The organism is Proteiniclasticum ruminis DSM 24773 (assembly GCF_000701905.1).
In the GTDB taxonomy this organism is placed as follows: Bacteria; Bacillota; Clostridia; order Clostridiales; family Clostridiaceae; genus Proteiniclasticum; species Proteiniclasticum ruminis.
In genome coordinates, this window is the sequence record NZ_JNKC01000001.1 from 72,544 (window position 1) to 90,951 (window position 18,408).

Consider the following 18,408-nt stretch of genomic DNA (forward strand, 5'->3'; position numbering starts at 1 on the left):
ACAACAGGGTCAACAGAAGCAATAAAAAAGAGATGCGTTTTCACACATCTCCCTACATTACTCTTCCACTTCGTAAATGGTGCCTCCACCGAGAACAAGATTGTCTTCATAGAACACAACTGCCTGTCCTTTGGTCATGGCTCTCTGCTTCTCCTCAAATACTACTTTTACCCTGTTGCCTTCTAATGGATAGATGGTACAAGCAGCTGGTTTCGCAGAATACCGGATCTTTGCGGTTGCTTTATAAGGTTCTCTGATCTGTTCTATAGAAACCCAATTCACCTGGTCTGCCACAAGGGTGCTCTTAAAGAGCGCTGACTCATCTGTCAGAACGATCTCATGAGTATCCTTGTTGATAGAAGAAATGAATACCGGTCTCCCGATAGAGAGTCCCAAGCCTTTTCTCTGACCGATGGTATAATAAGCGATTCCTTTATGCTGCCCAAGAACATTTCCATCCGGATCCACAAAATTTCCTGGAACCCTAAGTTCAGGTTTCTTTTCATAAATATATCGCCCATGATTATTGTCATCAATGAAGCAGATTTCCTGTGAGTCTTTTTTATTATGAACACCAAGATCCATTTCTTTTGCTATCTCACGGATTCTGGTCTTTCGGTATTCTCCGCAAGGCATCAGTGTTTTCCTCAGCTGCTCCTGAGTTAGATTATAGAGAGCATACGTCTGATCTTTCGTATCATCCTCAGCTTTCTCGATGACCATTCTTCCGTCTTTTTCATAAATCTTTGCATAATGACCCGTCGCCACATAATCTGCACCTAAGGTTTCAGCTCTATGGAGAAGCTCATCAAACTTGATATATTTGTTGCAGGCGATACACGGATTGGGTGTTCTGCCATCAATATATTCTTCCATGAAATAATCAATGACTTTCTCACGGAACACTTCTTTGAAATTCATCACATAGAAAGGTATATCCAGTGTATCCGCCACCATCCTTGCATCATCCACGGCAGAAAGGGAGCAGCAGCCTCCTTCCCTTTCCTTAAATCCGTTGTCATCCTGCCACACCTGCATGGTGACACCGATGACCTCATAACCCTGTTCTCTTAAAAGGTATGCCGCAACAGCAGAATCTACTCCACCAGACATACCAAGTACTACTCTTTTTTTCATTTCTTCACCTTTTTTCTTACTTTAGCCACACACGAACAAGGATCATCTCCGATTTAATTTTCGGAGTCTTATCACCGTCTCACGGATTTTCTCTCCCGCATCCTTTATTTCATCTTCTGTATTGTATTTTGATACTGAAAGTCTCAGACTGCCATGTATATACTCCTGCGGCACATTTATTGCCTGGAGAACATGAGACGCGTCAATAGCTCCTGATGTACAGGCACTGCCTGAGGATGCAAGAATCCCTGCCAAATCCAGATTAAGAAGCAGACTCTCCCCATCCACATCTTTAAATGAAACATTCACGTTATTGGGGAGTCTTCCAGATTTTTCCGGGCCGTTCAGTATTGAATCTTCAATCAGGAGAAGCTCATCCAAAAGCCGATCCCGTAATTTCTTCAGTTTCTCATTTTTTTCATCCATTTCGGCCATAAGAATTTCTAAAGCCTTCCCCATGCCAACAATCCCTGCAACATTTTCCGTGCCTGAACGTCTTCCTCGTTCCTGATTACCGCCATGAATCAGGTTCTCAAAAACAATACCGCTTCTGGCATAGAGAAATCCTGTCCCTTTTGGCCCATGAAATTTATGAGCGGAAGCCGATAAAAAATCAATATGCATCTCATTCACATCGATGTTCATAGCCCCAATGGCCTGTACAGCATCTGTATGGAAGATAATCCCCTTCTCTTTACAGAGACAGCCGATTTCTTTTAAGGGCATCATGGTGCCTATCTCATTATTCGCTGCCATGATGCTTACAAGGATTGTTTCGCTCCCCATAGCATCCTTGAGGCTCTTTAGATCAATAGTGCCGTCCTCGTTAACATCAAGATATGTTACACGAGCGCCCATCTTCTCGAGAAATTCCAGAGCATGGAGTGTTGCATGATGCTCTGTTTTTACCGAAATAATATGGTTTCCTTTATCTCTTTGGGAGAAAAAGACGCCTTTCAGTGCCCAGTTGATGGCTTCTGTACCACCAGAAGTAAAATAGATGTCCTTTGCCTTCGCATGAATGATTTTTGCAGCAGAGTCTCTGGTCCTTTTCATTGCGGACTTATTCTCTCTTGCGAAGGAGTATACTGAAGACGGATTCCCATAATGCTCTGTCAAGTATGGCGTCATAGCATGAAAGACATCCATATCCAATTTCGTTGTTGCTGCATTGTCCAGATAGATATGTTTATTGTTCATGGATTAATATCCTCTCATTAATCGGCGTTGCCTGCATGGATTTATAGTCATTCAGCATATCCTGAAGTGTGATGCCCGCCATGACAGAATTGATGGAATCTCTTATTTTTCTCCACAATACTCTTGTTGCGCAAATATCCAGATAATCACACTCATCATTGGTGAGACAATCGGAAATCTCCACCGGTCCCTCCAGAACATCCATGATTTCCAGAATCGTGATGTCTTTAGGCAGTTTATTGAGGATATACCCTCCTTGTGCGCCTCGTACACTCTTCACGAGTTTTGCTCTTCTTAAAGGCGCAAAAAGCTGCTCCAGATAATACTCAGAAATCCCCTGGCGTTCTGAGATGCTTTTAATTGACGTTGGCAATTCACCATAATGAACCGCCAGATCCATCATCGCTTTAACTCCGTATCTTCCTTTTGTTGAAAGTTTCAATGTAACACCTCCAAGGCTTATCATCCATAAATTGTATCAATTCCGACTAAAAGTGTCAACTTTTTAAAAGATCACTTTTCCTCCTTGATCTGCTTCCAGTAGATTCTTGTAGCCTCTTCGTATTTATTGGCTCCAGGCTCATAAAACTGCTTATGACGCAGTTCTTTTGGCAAATACTCCTGCTTCACATAATTATTCTTAAATGCATGAGGATACTTATATTTCTGCATTCTTCCCATGGCCTTGGCTCCTTCATAATGTCCATCCCTCAAATGAGCCGGAATCTCCAGGGATGTTGCGGACTCCAGTGCCTGATTGGCTGCATCCACAGCAGTCACGACGGAATTGGACTTTGGTGACGTAGCAAGGAGCAAGACTGCTTGTGCCAGTGGAATCCGCGCCTCCGGAAGACCCAGCACAAGAGCTGCATCTGTACAGGCCTTCACAATGGCAATTGCCTGAGGATTCGCAAGGCCAATGTCTTCTGCTGCAATGACAAGAAGTCTTCGGTTTACAGAAATCAGATCTCCACCTTTCAGAAGCATTGCAAGGTAAAGCAGTGCTGCATTTTCATCACTGCCCCGTATAGACTTCTGAAATGCACTGAGAAGATCGTAATGCTCATCTCCATCCAAATCAAAGTTGATCATCTTCCGCTGCAGAATTCTTTCGGCATCTTCTTCTGTTATCTGAAGCACTTTCTGATTCAATCGTTCTTTGGCCAGGAAAAGAAGTTCAAGATTGTTCAGTCCTTTCCTCATGTCTCCACCTGAAAGGCTCGCCAATGCTCTTAAAACACCTTCAGAGACTTCTATAGACTCCACCTTATGGTTTTCCTGATAAAATGAAATCCCTCTCTCAAGACCTTCTACGATCTCCAGAAAGGATAGTGGTTTGAATTCCACAATAATAGATCTACTCACAAGGGCTTTAAAAACTGCAAAATGTGGGTTTTCTGTTGTCGACCCGATTAGAACCACCCTTCCGCTTTCCATGTAATCCAGGAGAATCTGCTGATTTCTCCGGTTGAAAAGATGAATTTCATCAATATACAGCAAAAGACCTTTTTGGCCCATAAACATATTCAGCTCTTCAAGAGCGTTCTTCACATCTTTCAGAGAATCCGTCGAAGCGTTCAGCGCAATAAACTTCCTGTCTGTCAGATCAGCAAGCAGTCTTGCTACGGTTGTTTTTCCTATTCCAGGAGGTCCGTAAAATATCATATTCATCAACGTATTGCTCTTCACCATACTGGTCAGAAGTTTTCCTTCTCCAATCAGGTGACTCTGGCCCAATACTTCCCCTAAGGTTTTAGGTCTCAAAAGACTTGCTAAAGGTTCCATAAAAATACTCACCACCTCATCAGATTATACCATGTTTCTTTAATAATGGACTTCATCAGCACTGGAAAACAGTGTTATAATAAGGCAAGAAACCCCTGCTGTGAAGTAACATTTTTACCACGACGCAAGAACAATAAAGAAAGGATGGATGACCGTAGTGATTGCTATAGGATCATTCTGTAAGGTGATTCCCATGGAAACCAAATTTTATGTAGCGCTGCTGGTAGGTTTTTTGATCTATATAGGTGCTGTTTCAGGATTATACCTGGTTTACAAACCAAATATAGATCATCAGAAAAAAAAGAGAAAAGAAATGAAGGAAGCCCGTAGAAAAGCTATTGAACTAGCCAGAGAAGCAAAGAAGTTCAAAGAGGAGCATCAGGAACCTGGAAGTGAAAGCAGCATACCTCCAGATCAGCCCAAAGAATAAAAACAGTCATCGTCCATGATCTGGCGATGACTGTTTTTTTATGGATGACCCATTGGAGCTTTTCTTTTCAAAGCAGACTGGAGTCCTCTCAGATAGCGCCCATTGGCGACATGCACCAGAGTTTCTCCCAGATGCTTCGGCATTTTATCCGGAGCCACAAGAGATAACCTTTTGATTGGTGTCTGCATAAACATAGCATGCATTACACGGTACGCATCATCATTGTCACTGCTGACCCCGGAAGCCTTCCGTAGGACGCCTTCCAATTTTCTTATGAGATACTTCATCTGAGGAACATCTTTCATTTCCTCCAGTGTATGGTTGACGGTAAAGGGCCTAGTAAGCTCCTTTACCGGAAGTTTCCTCCCAATAAGCATCTCAAACTGTTCAGGTTCTGGCACACCTTTCACATCTGTATAGAAGGCAGGCGCTTTGAAAGTATCCAAAACAGAACTTTCGATTTCAAAAGAAGCCCTTAATGGAAGATCCTGAGAAGAACTGCCGACATAAAGAATATACTCACCGCCATAAAGGACCTCTTTCTTCAGATTCAGGTCGAATTCCTTGAACGCCTCTTCCTGGAGCTCCATCACGATTTCTTTCTCTTCCCCAGGTTCCAGTTTTACTTTGGAGAACCCTTTCAGGGCTTTTTCAACCTTGTAGGATGGTCCTCCCTTCCTCGAAAGATACAGCTGACAGACCTCTTTACCAGTCATATCCCCTGTATTCTTCACATAAAAACGCACTTCCACTGCTTTGTCTTTTTTAAAATCAAAACTAGACCGGTTTATAGACAACCTGGAAAAACTGAATGTTGTATAGGATAAACCATATCCAAACGGAAACTGAACCCTCCTATTGGCTTTGTCAAAATACCGGTACCCTACGTAAATACCTTCAAGATAAGGAGCAAGATAAGGATCCTTCCCATAATAGGGTGAGGTGATGTGATCTTCATACCGGACGGGATATGTTTCTGGAAGCTTTCCTGAAGGGTTGTGGCGCCCTAATAATAGATCAGCCACGGCTTCTCCTCCAGCTTGCCCTGGAAGATAAGCATGCAGTAAAGAAGAAACATCATCCAGCCAAGGCATTTCCACTGGTGAACCGCCAAAAAGAACTACAACCACATGGTCTGACTTCGCTGCAATGGATCTGATCAGCACGTTCTGATTTTCAGGCAGTCTCATATGCTTTCGGTCAAATCCTTCTGACTCATAGGAGTCTGGCAATCCCGCTGCAATAATCACTACATCCTCTTTCTTGAGTGTTTGGAGCAGTTCTTCCGTTTCATCAGGAATTTCATCTGATTCAAGGGAGTATCCTTCAAAATACTGCATTTTGAGTGATTCTTTCTCGAGGCTTTCCAGAAGAGATGTGACCTTATAGGGATTGATGTGAGAACTGCCAGCCCCTTGATACCTTGGATATTTTGAAAGTGCACCCACCAGATAAATCGTTCTGTCCATATTCTCAGAAACTGGAAGTGTTTTTCTGTCATTCTTAAGAAGAATCATTGACTCCATGGCGGTTTTCTTTGCAAGGCTATGGTGTTTCTCTATATCAACAGATGATTTCGCCACTGGACCTAGGGACTTTAGAGCCTTTTCTCTTTCTTCTGTTACAGTCGTAATGAGCTGAAGAATTCTTCTGACCGCTGTGTCAAGAAACGCTTCTGGAAGCCTTCCGTCTTTGATGGCTTCTTCCACTTCCTCATCAAAATAACCGAGGCTGCCTGGCATCTCAAGATCAAGTCCTGCTTTCATGGAAGAAATCTTATCATTCATCGCTCCCCAGTCCGTCATAAGCAGACCTTGAAACCCATATTTATTTCTCAGCACCTCTTCCATAAGCCACTTGTTCTCACTCGCATAGATACCATCCACCAGGTTATAGGATCCCATCACTGTCATGGGCTCCGCTGTTTTCAGTGGAATCTCAAAGGCTTTCAGATAGATGTCAAACTTCGCTTTCTCATCTGCAATACTGTCAGACTTCATCCGGTTCAGTTCTTGACTGTTCAAAGCAAAGTGCTTAAGACTTGTCCCTACACCCATAGACTGCACACCTTTGATCCACCCTGAAGCCATTTTCCCAGCAAGTACAGGATCCTCAGAAAAATACTCAAAATTCCTCCCGCAAAGCGGATTCCTTTTTATATTCACACCTGGACCAAGCACCACCTGCACATTCTGACAAAGCGCTTCGAATCCGATGGCCTGCCCCATTTCAAACAGAAGCTCTTCATCGAAGGAAGCTGCAGATAGACAGGCAGGGGGAAAACAGGTGGAAGGGTTGCTTTCATTGATGCCCAGGTGGTCCTGTCCCTCCTCCTGGTGCCTCAGTCCGTGAGGTCCATCACACACTGTGATCTTGGGTATGCCAAGTGTTTGAAACCCCTTCAGCCTCCACGTATCAAATCCGCTGGTGATACTGATTTTTTCCTTTAAAGTCATCTTCTGTAAAAGGTCTTGGATCGTACTCATATCATTCTCCTTTACTGATTCTCTAAAAGTCTCTTCAGATCTTTTATTGAAAGCTGCCCCGGCGCTGATTTTTCTCCAGTAGAAGCATAGGTGATTGCACTGAAAAAGTCTTTCTTATTGTATCGGGTTTCCACCCCAAGCTCTCCCATACCAATCAGAATATGCGGCAGTCCAAGTTCTTCTCTAAGCTTTGCTGATAAACCTTTCAAGAGGTTCAGTTCCTCTTTTTCCGAAACCATCACTGCAATCTTCGCAATGTCAGCGCCTTCTTTCATCATTTTCAACACAGTACCAATCAGCGTATTCTCAGCTGGTGCTCCCGTAAAATCATGAAAAGAAAGAATGAGAAGTTTTCCGCTTGCCTTCATGGATCTTATCAAAGATTCGTATAAGAACAACTTCTCATGCTCTGTCAGTAGTGAGGACAGCTCAATATCCATGAGATCCAAAAGCCCGGTCTCAGCAGCGCAAAGCCGCAGCCGATAAAGATCTTCTTCTAAAAGACTCCATGCGCCCCCTTCACTCTCTTTTCTTAAGGTGAAAATCAGTGGAGTACTGGAGTAGCTGTTTCGAATCAGCTTCAATCCTGCTTTAATATTCTCTTCTGTGAGGTTTTCTTTTAAATAGTCCGCTCGCCACTCAATGACAGCAGGCTCAGTTATTGCAAGAACTTGAAGATCCTTTTTCAGATGCTGAATCGTTCCAGAGGTCAGAGTTGCACATATATGAAAGCTGCCATCTTCGAATACTATATTTCCACATGATCTGCTTTTCATGAATTTTTCGCAGTTCTTTGGCAGAAGTCATCCACGTTGTAAAGGGCATCAAAGATCAGACCTTTTTCCCCTTTCCTGAATCTCATCAGGGAGCAGTTATAGACTTCCAGCGTAAAGAAATGTTCTTCTTCATATTGAAAGATCTCGGAAAAAATCGTCTTCATGGTACCCCCATGGCACACTGCAAGTATTTTTTCTCCCTCTTTGTGGGTATCCAAAAGCTCCGTCAGAAATGAGCGCACTCTTGTCTGGAACTCCAGATGGCTTTCTCCTCCTCCGGGCTTATAATGAAGCCAGTCTTCATTCCATTCTTTGAAGAGATTCGGATACTCTTTATGGATGTGCCTGAATTCAAGTCCCTCCAAGTCTCCCAGATGTCTTTCATCAAGACGGCTGTCCCTGACCGCTTCATCTACAGAAAAACCCATACTCTCTAGTGTTTCATGGGTTCTTTTTAAAGAAGATACAATAATGCGGTCCGGCTGATATCCCATGGACCCCAAAATTTCTCCCGCTTTTCTTGCCTGAGTTTTCCCTTTTTCAGTGAGTCCATAATCACTGGAACCATACATCAGCTCCAAAAGATTTGCTTCTGACTCCCCATGCCTTACAAAAATAATTTCCAAATAATAACCTCCCTATAACAATAGGGAAAAGCGTGCTTTTCCCTACTACCCTTTACTTCAATATTCTTATCAATGGTATTTCTCCTGAAAAAACTGTATCAGTTTCTTCAGCGCTTCGGTGAGTATTCTCTCTTCGTCACCATTCAAGCTGTCTATGACACTGCGTATCATATCCTGGTGAAATTCATCGTGCATTTTCTTTGCTTCGATGCCTTTTTCGGTCAGCTCCACAAGAACTACTCTTTTGTCTTCTTCAGTCCTCTTTCGGATCACATACCCTTTCTTGATCAGCTTATCGATTCCCGTCGTCAGTGTACCCATGGTAATATTCAGATCCTTTGCGACCTCTGACATAGTTCTAGGACGGTCATGTCCCACCGCATGGATGGTATGCATTTCAGTCATGGTCAAATCACTGCCATTATCCCGGAGAGATTTTTCCTCAATCTCAAGGATGTCATGAAACAGATCCACTAATAACTCATTTAAGACAATTTTGCTTTGTTTGATGCGATTCACCTTCTTTTTCCATTTTGCTCAAATTCTAGTCTGTTATCCGCTTTCTTCTTTTATAATAACAAATCTTCAGACCAATATCATCCAGCAGCTGCTGAGCTTCTTCAAAATTTCTCCCGATATCCTCAGCTGTATGCGCATCAGATGCTAATGTGACAAAACGCCCGCCACAATCATAATAGCCTTTATAAACACTTCTGAAAGAGTCAAGAACATCCCCTGCCAATGGCCGCTTCAAATTCATCTCCAAAGTGACGTCCTGTTGGACCATGGATTGGAAAAGCGCATTGAACTCCTCTAGATAGTCTTCATACTTCAGCTCTTTATAGGGTGAATACCTTGTCGGATAATCAAAATGTGCTAAGGAGTTGATGAAAGAATTCTCCTCGACCATTTCTTTTGTATAAAGCAGATATTCTCTATAAAAAGCTCGCTCTTCCATAGATTTCAAATACTTTCTGGAAGAAAGATTGAACCCTTTCATGGTGTGGAGGGACCCAATGACCATATCAAACTCGTAAGAGTCTGCAATCTTTTTGAGTTCTCCCGTATAGCGGTGGTCCAACCCCATTTCAATCCCCATGAGATACCGGTCACTTCTGTGTTTTTCATAGGCTTTAAAATACTCATCCACGTTGAAGTCGATGGGAAACCCACCCACTTCCTCGTAGTTCAGGTCCTTGTGTTCTGTGGTGATAATGCCCAAATTTTTCTTTTCTGAAGTTTCCAGAAGTTTTTCTATTTTCTCACTGGAATCAAAAGAAAACTCAGTGTGCATATGTGTATCAAAAATCATTTATACTCATCCTTTGATTTACAGATCATCTTTTGTGTACGAAGAAACAATTTCTCCGTAAAATATCTCGTGATAGTCCCCGTCCATGTAGCTGGTGGTATCAACATCCCCACGAAGAAGCTTAGGATCCACTTTATGATTGTAAATAATTTTACATTCGTAGAAGATATTTGCTTCCTTTACTACAGGAGTCTCCATTGTTTTGGCTTTATACTGTGTAATGTTCGCAATGGACCACTTATCTGTATCTCTACCCGAAACAGTTCCCACAGCATTGAGCGCTTTCTTCATTGTGGATGTGGTGGGTATTGATACTGTAAATTCAGTGTTGTCCTGCAGCAGTGTATGATTATGTCTTGAGCTCCTAACCAGAATCGTGAAGACAGGACGCCCCCATTCAAAACCGATGTTGCCCCAGCTGATGGTGCTCACATTGATTTCATCTCCCTTTTTCACCGTCAGGAACGCGCCTTGCCTGTGCAGATACTTGATGCTCTTATCCAAATAACGGATGAATTCAACTGCCATAACTAAAAACCTCCAAATATATCAATTCTTCTTTCATTATACCTTATCCCCAAATCAATTGGGTAAAATATATAATTATTAATAAAAAATCTACAATTATGGCTGGAATCAGCCATTCTTCTGTCGCATATATAAAAATGAACCAGCCAAAACCTTCGACTGGTCCACAGATCAATTCTTGTGTTCTATTGCTTCCTTTAGCGTATGCCAAGCTAATACGGCACATTTCACACGGGCAGGAAGATTGGAAATGCCTTGCAGTATGGATGCCTCATCCAGCACATCTTCCAGATAATCCATATCCTGTATCTCTCTTTTGATCATGCCAAGAAAAATCCGGATAAGCTCCATGGCCTCTTCCACCGTTTTTCCAGTAAGAAGATCTGTCATCATGGAAGCTGAAGCCTGACTGATGGAACAGCCATGCCCATTATAAGCAAGGTCAATTATAACACCATTCTCAATCTTTGCTTCTACTGTAATATCATCCCCACAGCTGGGGTTGTGCCCTCGCTCTTTATGGGTATATCCTTCGATTTCCCGTCTATTTTTGGTTTCCTTATTGTGTTCCAGAATTACTTCTGTATAGAGATTATTTAGGTCCATATCCCATTACCCTCCTTACTTCATCCAGTTTTTCCACGAAAATATCAATTTCTGCTTTCGTATTGTAAAAAGCAAAGCTGGCTCTGGAACAGGAAAACACTTTCAGATAACGAAGAAGTGGCTGTGCGCAGTGATGGCCTGCACGAACACCAACTCCATAATGATCCAGTATCATCGATACATCATGAGGATGCACTCCATCCACCACAAAACTTACGACAGCTCCCCGGTCTTCCATATCAGCAGGTCCTAGAATTTTGATGTAGGGTAGTGCTGTAAGCTTTTGCAGGGCATAAGCGGTAAGTTCCATCTCTCTTTCATGGATTACCGGATAGGTCACTTCTCTCATATAGTCTATAGCCGCCCCCAGCGATACAATTGCTTCAACTCCCTGAGTACCAGCCTCAAACTTGTAAGGCAGTTCATTGAAGGAAGTTTCTTCTTCATAAACATACTCAATCATATCCCCTCCAAAAAGAAAGGGCTCCATATTCTCTAAGATTTCTTCTTTCCCGTACAGTACGCCCACCCCCATAAGACTGTACATCTTATGGCCTGAGAACACATAGAAATCACAATCCAGCTCCTCAAGATCCACAGGCATATGAGGTACTGCCTGAGCACCGTCTATGAGAACCTTCGCCTCTACTTCATGAGCTCTTTTAATGATTTCTCTAACTGGAAATATGCTTCCAAGAACATTGGACATGTGTGTACATGCCACTATTTTGGTTTTCTGATCAATTTTATGAAGTTCTTCCAGTGGAAGTCTGCCTTGATCATCCACGTACATGAAGCGCAGTTCTGCCCCAGTTTTTTTTGCTACCTGCTGCCATGTGACAAGATTGGCATGATGCTCTGCTATGGTAATAACCATATTGTCACCTTTTCGCACTTCATTGAGCGCATAGCTGTAAGCCACCAGATTGATGGCTTCTGTTGCATTTTTTGTAAAGATGATCTCCTTGGTGGAGCGGGCGTTCAAGAATCCACGCACTTTTTCACGTACAGATTCAAATGCCTCAGTTGCTCTTAAACTCAAGGTATGGGAACCCCTGTGGGGATTCCCATTCTCTTCTTTATCATATTTCATAACGGCCTCTAATACTTGAAGAGGTCTTTGAGATGTGGCTGCGCTATCCAAGTAGATCAGCTTCTGACCACGGACTTCCTCATTAAGAATAGGAAAATCTTCTCTAAAATTTCTCAACTTACTCACCTGTTAATTCATTTTCCACAGCATTCAGAACGATGTCTTTGATGGATTCTACAGGAATAAGATCAATGATCGGTCTGATATGAGACTCGATGATGATCTTCTTTGCTTCGGCTTCGCTCATTCCTCTGGACATAATATAGAATAACTTTTCTTCATCAATTTGTCCATTGGAAGCTGCGTGATTTCCGATAACATCGTCTTCACGGCATAAGAGAAGCGGAATCGCATAAGATTTCACCTTTGGGCTGAGAAGTATTGTGAACTCTTCCTCATTCCCCTCGGAATGTGTGGAACCGTTCTTGAAATCCAGTGTTCCTCTAAAGGCTTTCCTTGCTCGGTCCTTCAGTGCACCTTTAAAAATCATGTCAGAGTTTGTTCTCTTGCCAAAATGGTTCATATGATGGGAAAGATCGAGTATTCTCTCTCCAAAACCAAGATATACACTCTTCACATGTCCTTCTGCCTCATCGCCTTTAAGGTCTGTCATATAATTTACAACAGCTTCCTTGCCACCGATTTCCACAGAAATATAGTTTACCTTACCAGACTCCTCCACTGTTGAGAATCTGGACTCCAGGTGTCTTGAATGGGAATTCAGTCGCTGAATCTTGATGAGATTCAGTTCAGCCCCTTCTGCCACGCTGATTTTATTTAGAATGTTAGAATATGTCACACTTTCATCTGAAGAATAGTCCATGACGAGATTCATTTTTGCACCCTTCTCGAGAACAATAACGTTCTTTTCGATCAAAGTGCTGTTTTCTTCAGTCAGAACATGAGTGATATGCATTTCCTTTGTTTCATCTTCACCAACATGAATGAACACCCCTGCATTATGGCTGTTTTCAGCCATGGCCACCATATCAAGATTTACACCCTTGAAGTCCGGTGAAAGAGGGAGATCTTCATTGGTCAACGGAGAATAAGAATCCCCAAGTATTGACTTGTATTCATAGGCTTTCTCCCGTTCCACTTCTAGTGGATTCAGGAGCAGCTCATTGGCTTTAACCCATCTGAAAGACAGTCTGGGCAGTACATTATATGTTTCTTTCATTACGCTCATCAATCCACCTCTATCCTATCGTTCCTTCTAGTTCCAGTGTAATCAGATTGTTCATTTCTACTGCATATTCCAGAGGAAGCTCCTTGGATATAGGCTCAACAAATCCTCTTACAATCATGGCCTTTGCTTCTTCTTCAGAGATTCCTCTCGTCATCAGATAGAAAATGGCTTCTTCAGAGATTCTTCCGATCTTTGCTTCATGTCCCAGATCCACATCATCATTCTGGATGTCAATGACAGGAATGGTGTCTGATCTGGAAATATTATCCAGCATGAGAGATTCACAGGTAACCGTAGACTTTGATCCATGAGCGTTAGGTGCAACTCTTAGAAGTCCTCTGTAAATTGCCTGTCCGCCTGATTTTGAGATGGATTTGGAGTTTACGGTAGAAGTGGTGTAAGGTGCTGCATGAACAACCTTGGAGCCTGTATCAAGAAGCTGGCCCTTTCCTGCGAAAGTAACTCCTGTGAACTCAGCTCTAGCACGCTCACCTCTAAGAATACTCATAGGATAAAGCATGGATACTTTGGATCCGAAGGACCCGGATACCCACTCGATGGTTCCGTCCTTATCCACAACAGAACGTTTGGTGTTGAGATTGTACATATTCTTAGACCAGTTCTCAATGGTGGAGTAACGTAACGTTGCTCCCTCTTTCACATAAAGCTCCACTGCGCCTGCATGAAGATTGTTTACAGAATACTTTGGTGCTGAACATCCTTCAATAAAATGGCAGTATGCATTCTTCTCGACAATGATCAGTGTATGTTCAAACTGACCAGCTCCTGGAGCATTCAGTCTGAAATAGGACTGAAGCGGAATATCCAGCTTCACACCTTCTGGAACATACACAAAAGAACCACCAGACCATACAGCACCATGCAGAGCTGCAAATTTGTGGTCTGTATTTGGAATAAGCTTCATGAAGTATTCTTTTACAATATCCTCATATTCTCTTAGCGCTGTTTCGATATCGGTATACACAACACCCTGTTTTACAAGCTCTTCCTTAATGGAATGATATACCACTTCAGAATCGTACTGTGCCCCGACACCTGCTAGAGATTTTCTCTCAGCTTCCGGGATTCCAAGACGCTCGAAGGTGTCCTTGATTTCCTGTGGAACATCATCCCAGGAACTGTTCAGATTTGTTTTCGGTTTTACATAAGTAACAATGTTTTCAATATCAAGATCAGATATATCTGGTGCCCATGTTGGCACATCCAGTTTGTGATAAATCTTCAAAGATTCCAGTCTGAAGTTCAGCATCCATTCCGGCTCATTCTTCTTTGCGGAAATTTCACGGATGATCTCTTCCGTCAGACCTGACTGAGATTTATAGTCATAATTGAAATCATTCTTTATGTCGTAAACGCCTCTGTCCAGATCTTCTATATAAGTTTTATTTCTTTTTTCCATTCTGTCTCACCTTTCGCTTCCCTGTACTTGACATATCCATTCTTCTCAATTTCTTTTGCAAGGGATATATCACCAGTCTCGACGATTTTTCCATCCACCATGACATGGACCACATCCGGATTCAGATAATCCAGAATATTGTTGTGGTGCGTGATGATGAGGATGGCATTGTCTGCACTCTTAAAATCGATCACACCCTTGGAAACGACTCTGACAGCATCCACGTCAAGACCTGAATCTGTTTCGTCCAGAATAGCCAGCTTCGGATTTAGAATTCTCATCTGAAGAATTTCATTCTTCTTCTTTTCCCCGCCTGAGTATCCCATATTGAGGTATCTCTGTGCATAAGAACGGTCAATATCCAATTGGGACATCTTCTCCTTCAGTTCCTTCTTGAACTGAATGGCTTTTACATTCTCACCAGTGATCTGTGATTTAGCTGCTCTCAAAAAGTTTTCAACGGTAATTCCAGGTATTTCCTGAGGTGCCTGGAAAGACAGAAAGATTCCTTTTTTTGCTCTTTCATCAACAGCATCTTCGGTGATGTCTTCATTCTCAAACACGATGCTGCCTTCGGTCACTTCATACTTGGGGCTGCCCATAATCACGTTTGCCAATGTTGATTTTCCAGCACCATTGGGTCCCATGATGACATGAACTTCTCCTTTGTTGACTACAAGGTCAAGACCTTTTAAGATTTCTTTTTCATTCACTTGGCTTTTAAGACCAGTAATTCTTAACATTTCTGACATTCTAACTCTCCTTCAATTCTGAGCATTTTTATCTGATATTACCTGTTTTCCATTTTAACCTCTTCAGTCTGGTTCGTCAACCTTAGAAACCCATTTCTTTATAAAAATATCATTGACAAAAAAATGAAAAAGCCCAAAACACAAGGATTTCAGGCTTTTTACGATTACACAATTAAATTTTACAATTAATTAGTACAGTGGGTGCTTTTTGCACAAATCTGCTACTTTTTCTTTAATGGATGTTAGATCCTCTTCTCGATGTGTGATGGCATAATCCATATATTCCACCATTTGTCTGATTTCCTCTTCCTTAAATCCTCGAGTTGTCACCGCGGCGCAGCCCATTCTTAATCCAGAGGTCACAAATGGACTCCTTGTCTCAAAAGGAATGGTGTTTTTATTTGTTGTGATGCCGATGGAATCCAAAAGCTTCTCTGCATCTTTACCCGTGATGTCTTTGTTGTTCAAATCCACCAGAACCAGGTGATTGTCTGTACCTCCGGATACAAGCCTGTATCCCTTCGCGGTAAGACTTTCTGCAAGTGTTTGTGTGTTTTTGAGAACCTGGGACATGTAAACTTTAAAGTCTTCTCCCATAGCTTCTTTAAAACATACTGCTTTCGCCGCTATCACATGCTCCAGAGGTCCGCCCTGCATTCCTGGGAAAACAGATTTATCTACTGCTTTTGCATATTTTTCTTTACATAGGATTGCCCCACCTCTAGGTCCACGCAGTGTTTTGTGAGTTGTAGTTGTCACAAAATCCGCATAAGGTACAGGACTCATATGGTGGCCCGTTGCGATGAGACCTGCAATATGTGCCATATCCACCATAAAATAAGCATCAACTTCTCTTGCAATCTTTTCGATTCTCTCAAAGTCTATTGCTCTTGGATAAGCAGAAGCTCCTGCAACAATCATCTTTGGCTTTTCTTTCAAAGCAAGTTCTCTTAATGCATCATAGTCAATTTTCTCATCATTCTGATCCACTCCATAGGAAATAAAGTGATATAGCTTCCCTGAGAAGTTCACTGGACTTCCATGGGTCAAATGCCCGCCGTGGGAAAGGTCCATTCCGAGTATTTTATCCCCTGGCTCCAGAACCGCCATATATACTGCCATATTCGCCTGGCTTCCTGAATGAGGCTGCACATTTGCATGTTCTGCGTGAAACAGCTCTTTCATTCTCTCGATGGCCAAGGTTTCAATTTTATCCACCACATGGCATCCGCCGTAGTATCTCTTGTTCGGATATCCTTCTGCATATTTGTTGGTCAGTGCAGTTCCCATGGCTTCCATCACTGCTTTTGATGTGAAATTCTCTGAAGCGATGAGTTCAATGTTATACTCCTGTCTCTGTTCTTCCTCTTCGATGAGTTCGAAGATTTCTGCATCCTGTTCTTTTAAATACCTGCTGTTCATTTCTACCCCCTGGAATGATATTTGTTTGAATTTAATGACTCATACGGTTTAATCATATCAATCCATGCTCTTTTTGTATATTGAAAATCCATTGAAAAACACGAATTACGAAGATGACAGTATTCGTGTCTTATATGTAATGGTTTTCTTAGCATTTATTTCAAAAACAGATCATATTTTCACCTGGATTCAGGGCGAATTTATCTCCGTAAGAGATTTACCATCTTTTGTTTGAAATCACAGGACGTTCCTTTATAATGGAAGAAGACTAATGAGGTGGTAATGAATGGACAATCAAAGATTAATCAAACTTGCCACAATGGCAGGACAGATCATTTTAGAATCCGGTGGTGAAATCTACAGAGTAGAAGAAACAATCCGTATGATTCTAAAATCCTATAATAAACTAGATGCGGAGAGTTTTGTGACTCCTACTGGCATCATGGTATCCCTTACAGAAGAAGATGGTACCATTGTATCTCTCATACGCCGCGTACAAAAAAGCAATATTGATTTAGAAAAAGTTGCACTGGTAAACTCTTTATCGAGAGAACTCATGGAGAAACAGATCCCTCTGGATTCACTTGAAAAAAGACTCCAGGAAATTTCAGACAAGAGACCTTACAGCATATTCTTCCAGCTGATCATGGCTGCTATGTGCGGGTTCTCTTTTACTGTACTGTTTGGTGGAACATTCATCGATTCTCTCATTGCACTGGTCATCGGAATCTGCGTCAGGCTTCTGCAGCTGGGAACCAGAGAAATAAAACTGAACGGAATTTTCATCAACATCATCGGTGGTGCTCTTGTGGCTCTTCTGGTTCACCTGTTTACAAGAACCATACCTCTATCCCCCAATAAAGATATTATAACCATTGGATCCATCATGCTTCTGGTCCCAGGAATTGCTTTCACAAATGCAATCCGGGACATTCTGATGGGAGACTACCTCTCTGGGGTCTCAAAAGGAATGGAAGCATTTCTTATCGCTGTAGGTATTGCTATAGGTGCTGGAACAGTACTGGCGCTTTTGGGAGGTGTGTAAGATGTTGGTTGAGCTTATTATGGCCTATATGGCCTCACTCAGTTTTGCTTACATCTTCAATCTCAACAGAAAAACTGCTTTTCTCTCAGCATTTGGCGGTTCTCTGGGCTGGCTCTTCTACAGTGAGTCTCTCAGCTACTTCAGCGATCCAAATGTAGCCTTCTTTTTCGGAGCGGTGGCTTTTACCTATTACGGTGAGCTCATGGCCCGAAAAATGAGAACACCTGTCACCAGTTATATAACACCAGGGCTCATTCCCCTGGTTCCAGGAAGCGGCCTTTACCATACCATGCTCAAATCTCTGGAAGGTGACTATAATGGTGCTCTCAGAGAAGGAATTACAACGATTATGGCTTCTGGGGCACTGGCAATTGGGATTCTTATGGTGTTCACACTGATGAAAATCTATTATCTGTTCAAGCGGAGGGTCATGCATGAAAAGAACTAAACTTGTTTATGTCAACAAGAATGAAGACATCGAAAAAAAGGTCCAGGAAACTTTAAATAAGTATCACATAAAAAAAGAGCAGGTGATTGAAATCTGCTATTCAGAAAAAGACAGCAATAAAAATGCGCTGATTGTCTATAATGCTTAGGAGGA

20 protein-coding genes are annotated in these 18,408 nt (G+C 42.2%); 4 read left to right on the top strand and 16 right to left on the bottom strand.

Going from position 1 to position 18,408, the window contains the following annotated elements; genetic code table 11:
• Positions 1 to 57: 57 nt before the first annotated feature.
• The 4 genes from mnmA to T487_RS0100370 form a co-directional block, all read right to left on the bottom strand.
• A complete protein-coding gene (gene mnmA / locus T487_RS0100355; protein WP_031572628.1) occupies positions 58 to 1,137 on the bottom strand; it encodes a tRNA 2-thiouridine(34) synthase MnmA in 1,080 nt (359 codons plus the stop codon).
• Positions 1,138 to 1,179: 42 nt separating this feature from the next.
• On the bottom strand, positions 1,180 to 2,337 hold the full coding sequence (locus tag T487_RS0100360) for a cysteine desulfurase family protein (RefSeq protein WP_031572632.1): 1,158 nt from the start codon (positions 2,335 to 2,337) through the stop codon (positions 1,180 to 1,182).
• Entirely contained in the window at positions 2,327 to 2,779 is a 453-nt protein-coding gene (locus T487_RS0100365; protein ID WP_031572635.1) for an RrF2 family transcriptional regulator, read from the bottom strand. The genes T487_RS0100360 and T487_RS0100365 overlap by 11 nt, the downstream gene beginning before the upstream one ends.
• 71 nt (positions 2,780 to 2,850) lie before the next feature.
• On the bottom strand, positions 2,851 to 4,122 hold the full coding sequence (locus T487_RS0100370; protein WP_031572638.1) for a replication-associated recombination protein A: 1,272 nt from the start codon (positions 4,120 to 4,122) through the stop codon (positions 2,851 to 2,853).
• Positions 4,123 to 4,315: 193 nt separating this feature from the next.
• Between T487_RS0100370 and T487_RS0100375 the strand changes: the two genes are divergently transcribed.
• Complete coding sequence (locus T487_RS0100375; RefSeq protein WP_031572640.1) at positions 4,316 to 4,552, top strand: PepSY domain-containing protein; 237 nt, start codon at positions 4,316 to 4,318, stop codon at positions 4,550 to 4,552.
• Positions 4,553 to 4,590: 38 nt separating this feature from the next.
• On the opposite strand, the gene T487_RS0100380 is transcribed toward T487_RS0100375, so the two are convergent.
• From T487_RS0100380 to glyA, 12 genes are all read right to left on the bottom strand, one after another.
• Positions 4,591 to 7,038, bottom strand: a complete 2,448-nt coding sequence (locus tag T487_RS0100380; protein WP_031572642.1) for a beta-glucosidase — start codon at positions 7,036 to 7,038, stop codon at positions 4,591 to 4,593.
• Between the two features lie 11 nt (positions 7,039 to 7,049).
• Positions 7,050 to 7,814, bottom strand: coding sequence for a type I 3-dehydroquinate dehydratase (gene aroD, locus T487_RS0100385; protein WP_031572644.1), 765 nt, complete (start codon positions 7,812 to 7,814; stop codon positions 7,050 to 7,052).
• Positions 7,811 to 8,440: a histidine phosphatase family protein gene (locus T487_RS0100390; protein ID WP_031572647.1), complete on the bottom strand. Its 630-nt coding sequence runs from the start codon at positions 8,438 to 8,440 to the stop codon at positions 7,811 to 7,813. The genes aroD and T487_RS0100390 overlap by 4 nt, the downstream gene beginning before the upstream one ends.
• Positions 8,441 to 8,509: 69 nt before the next feature.
• Positions 8,510 to 8,950: a MarR family winged helix-turn-helix transcriptional regulator gene (locus tag T487_RS0100395; RefSeq protein WP_031572650.1), complete on the bottom strand. Its 441-nt coding sequence runs from the start codon at positions 8,948 to 8,950 to the stop codon at positions 8,510 to 8,512.
• 34 nt (positions 8,951 to 8,984) lie between these two features.
• Positions 8,985 to 9,752 (bottom strand): PHP domain-containing protein, encoded by a 768-nt coding sequence (locus tag T487_RS0100400; protein ID WP_031572652.1) that lies wholly within the window; start codon positions 9,750 to 9,752, stop codon positions 8,985 to 8,987.
• 18 nt (positions 9,753 to 9,770) lie between these two features.
• On the bottom strand, positions 9,771 to 10,280 hold the full coding sequence (locus T487_RS0100405) for a flavin reductase family protein (protein WP_031572655.1): 510 nt from the start codon (positions 10,278 to 10,280) through the stop codon (positions 9,771 to 9,773).
• A gap of 171 nt (positions 10,281 to 10,451) precedes the next feature.
• Positions 10,452 to 10,886, bottom strand: coding sequence for a Fe-S cluster assembly sulfur transfer protein SufU (gene sufU, locus T487_RS0100410; RefSeq protein ID WP_031572658.1), 435 nt, complete (start codon positions 10,884 to 10,886; stop codon positions 10,452 to 10,454).
• A complete protein-coding gene (locus T487_RS0100415) occupies positions 10,873 to 12,096 on the bottom strand; it encodes a cysteine desulfurase (protein WP_031572661.1) in 1,224 nt (407 codons plus the stop codon). Before T487_RS0100415 ends, sufU begins: the two co-directional genes overlap by 14 nt.
• Position 12,097: 1 nt before the next feature.
• Complete coding sequence (gene sufD / locus T487_RS0100420; RefSeq protein WP_162178200.1) at positions 12,098 to 13,159, bottom strand: Fe-S cluster assembly protein SufD; 1,062 nt, start codon at positions 13,157 to 13,159, stop codon at positions 12,098 to 12,100.
• 19 nt (positions 13,160 to 13,178) lie between these two features.
• On the bottom strand, positions 13,179 to 14,588 hold the full coding sequence (gene sufB, locus T487_RS0100425; RefSeq protein ID WP_031572666.1) for a Fe-S cluster assembly protein SufB: 1,410 nt from the start codon (positions 14,586 to 14,588) through the stop codon (positions 13,179 to 13,181).
• On the bottom strand, positions 14,561 to 15,340 hold the full coding sequence (gene sufC / locus T487_RS0100430; RefSeq protein ID WP_031572668.1) for a Fe-S cluster assembly ATPase SufC: 780 nt from the start codon (positions 15,338 to 15,340) through the stop codon (positions 14,561 to 14,563). Before sufC ends, sufB begins: the two co-directional genes overlap by 28 nt.
• A gap of 189 nt (positions 15,341 to 15,529) precedes the next feature.
• Positions 15,530 to 16,762: a serine hydroxymethyltransferase gene (glyA, locus tag T487_RS0100435; protein ID WP_031572671.1), complete on the bottom strand. Its 1,233-nt coding sequence runs from the start codon at positions 16,760 to 16,762 to the stop codon at positions 15,530 to 15,532.
• Between the two features lie 286 nt (positions 16,763 to 17,048).
• Between glyA and T487_RS0100440 the strand changes: the two genes are divergently transcribed.
• Genes T487_RS0100440 through T487_RS16355 form a run of 3 tightly spaced genes read left to right on the top strand, consistent with a single transcriptional unit; the run spans position 17,049 to position 18,403 of the window.
• Positions 17,049 to 17,807, top strand: coding sequence for a threonine/serine exporter family protein (locus T487_RS0100440; RefSeq protein WP_031572674.1), 759 nt, complete (start codon positions 17,049 to 17,051; stop codon positions 17,805 to 17,807).
• A gap of 1 nt (position 17,808) precedes the next feature.
• Positions 17,809 to 18,255 carry a threonine/serine exporter family protein gene (locus tag T487_RS0100445; RefSeq protein ID WP_031572676.1) on the top strand — a complete coding sequence of 149 codons (447 nt, stop codon included), beginning with the start codon at positions 17,809 to 17,811 and terminating at the stop codon, positions 18,253 to 18,255.
• Positions 18,242 to 18,403 (top strand): hypothetical protein, encoded by a 162-nt coding sequence (locus tag T487_RS16355; protein WP_155953230.1) that lies wholly within the window; start codon positions 18,242 to 18,244, stop codon positions 18,401 to 18,403. Before T487_RS0100445 ends, T487_RS16355 begins: the two co-directional genes overlap by 14 nt.
• Positions 18,404 to 18,408: the final 5 nt, after the last annotated feature.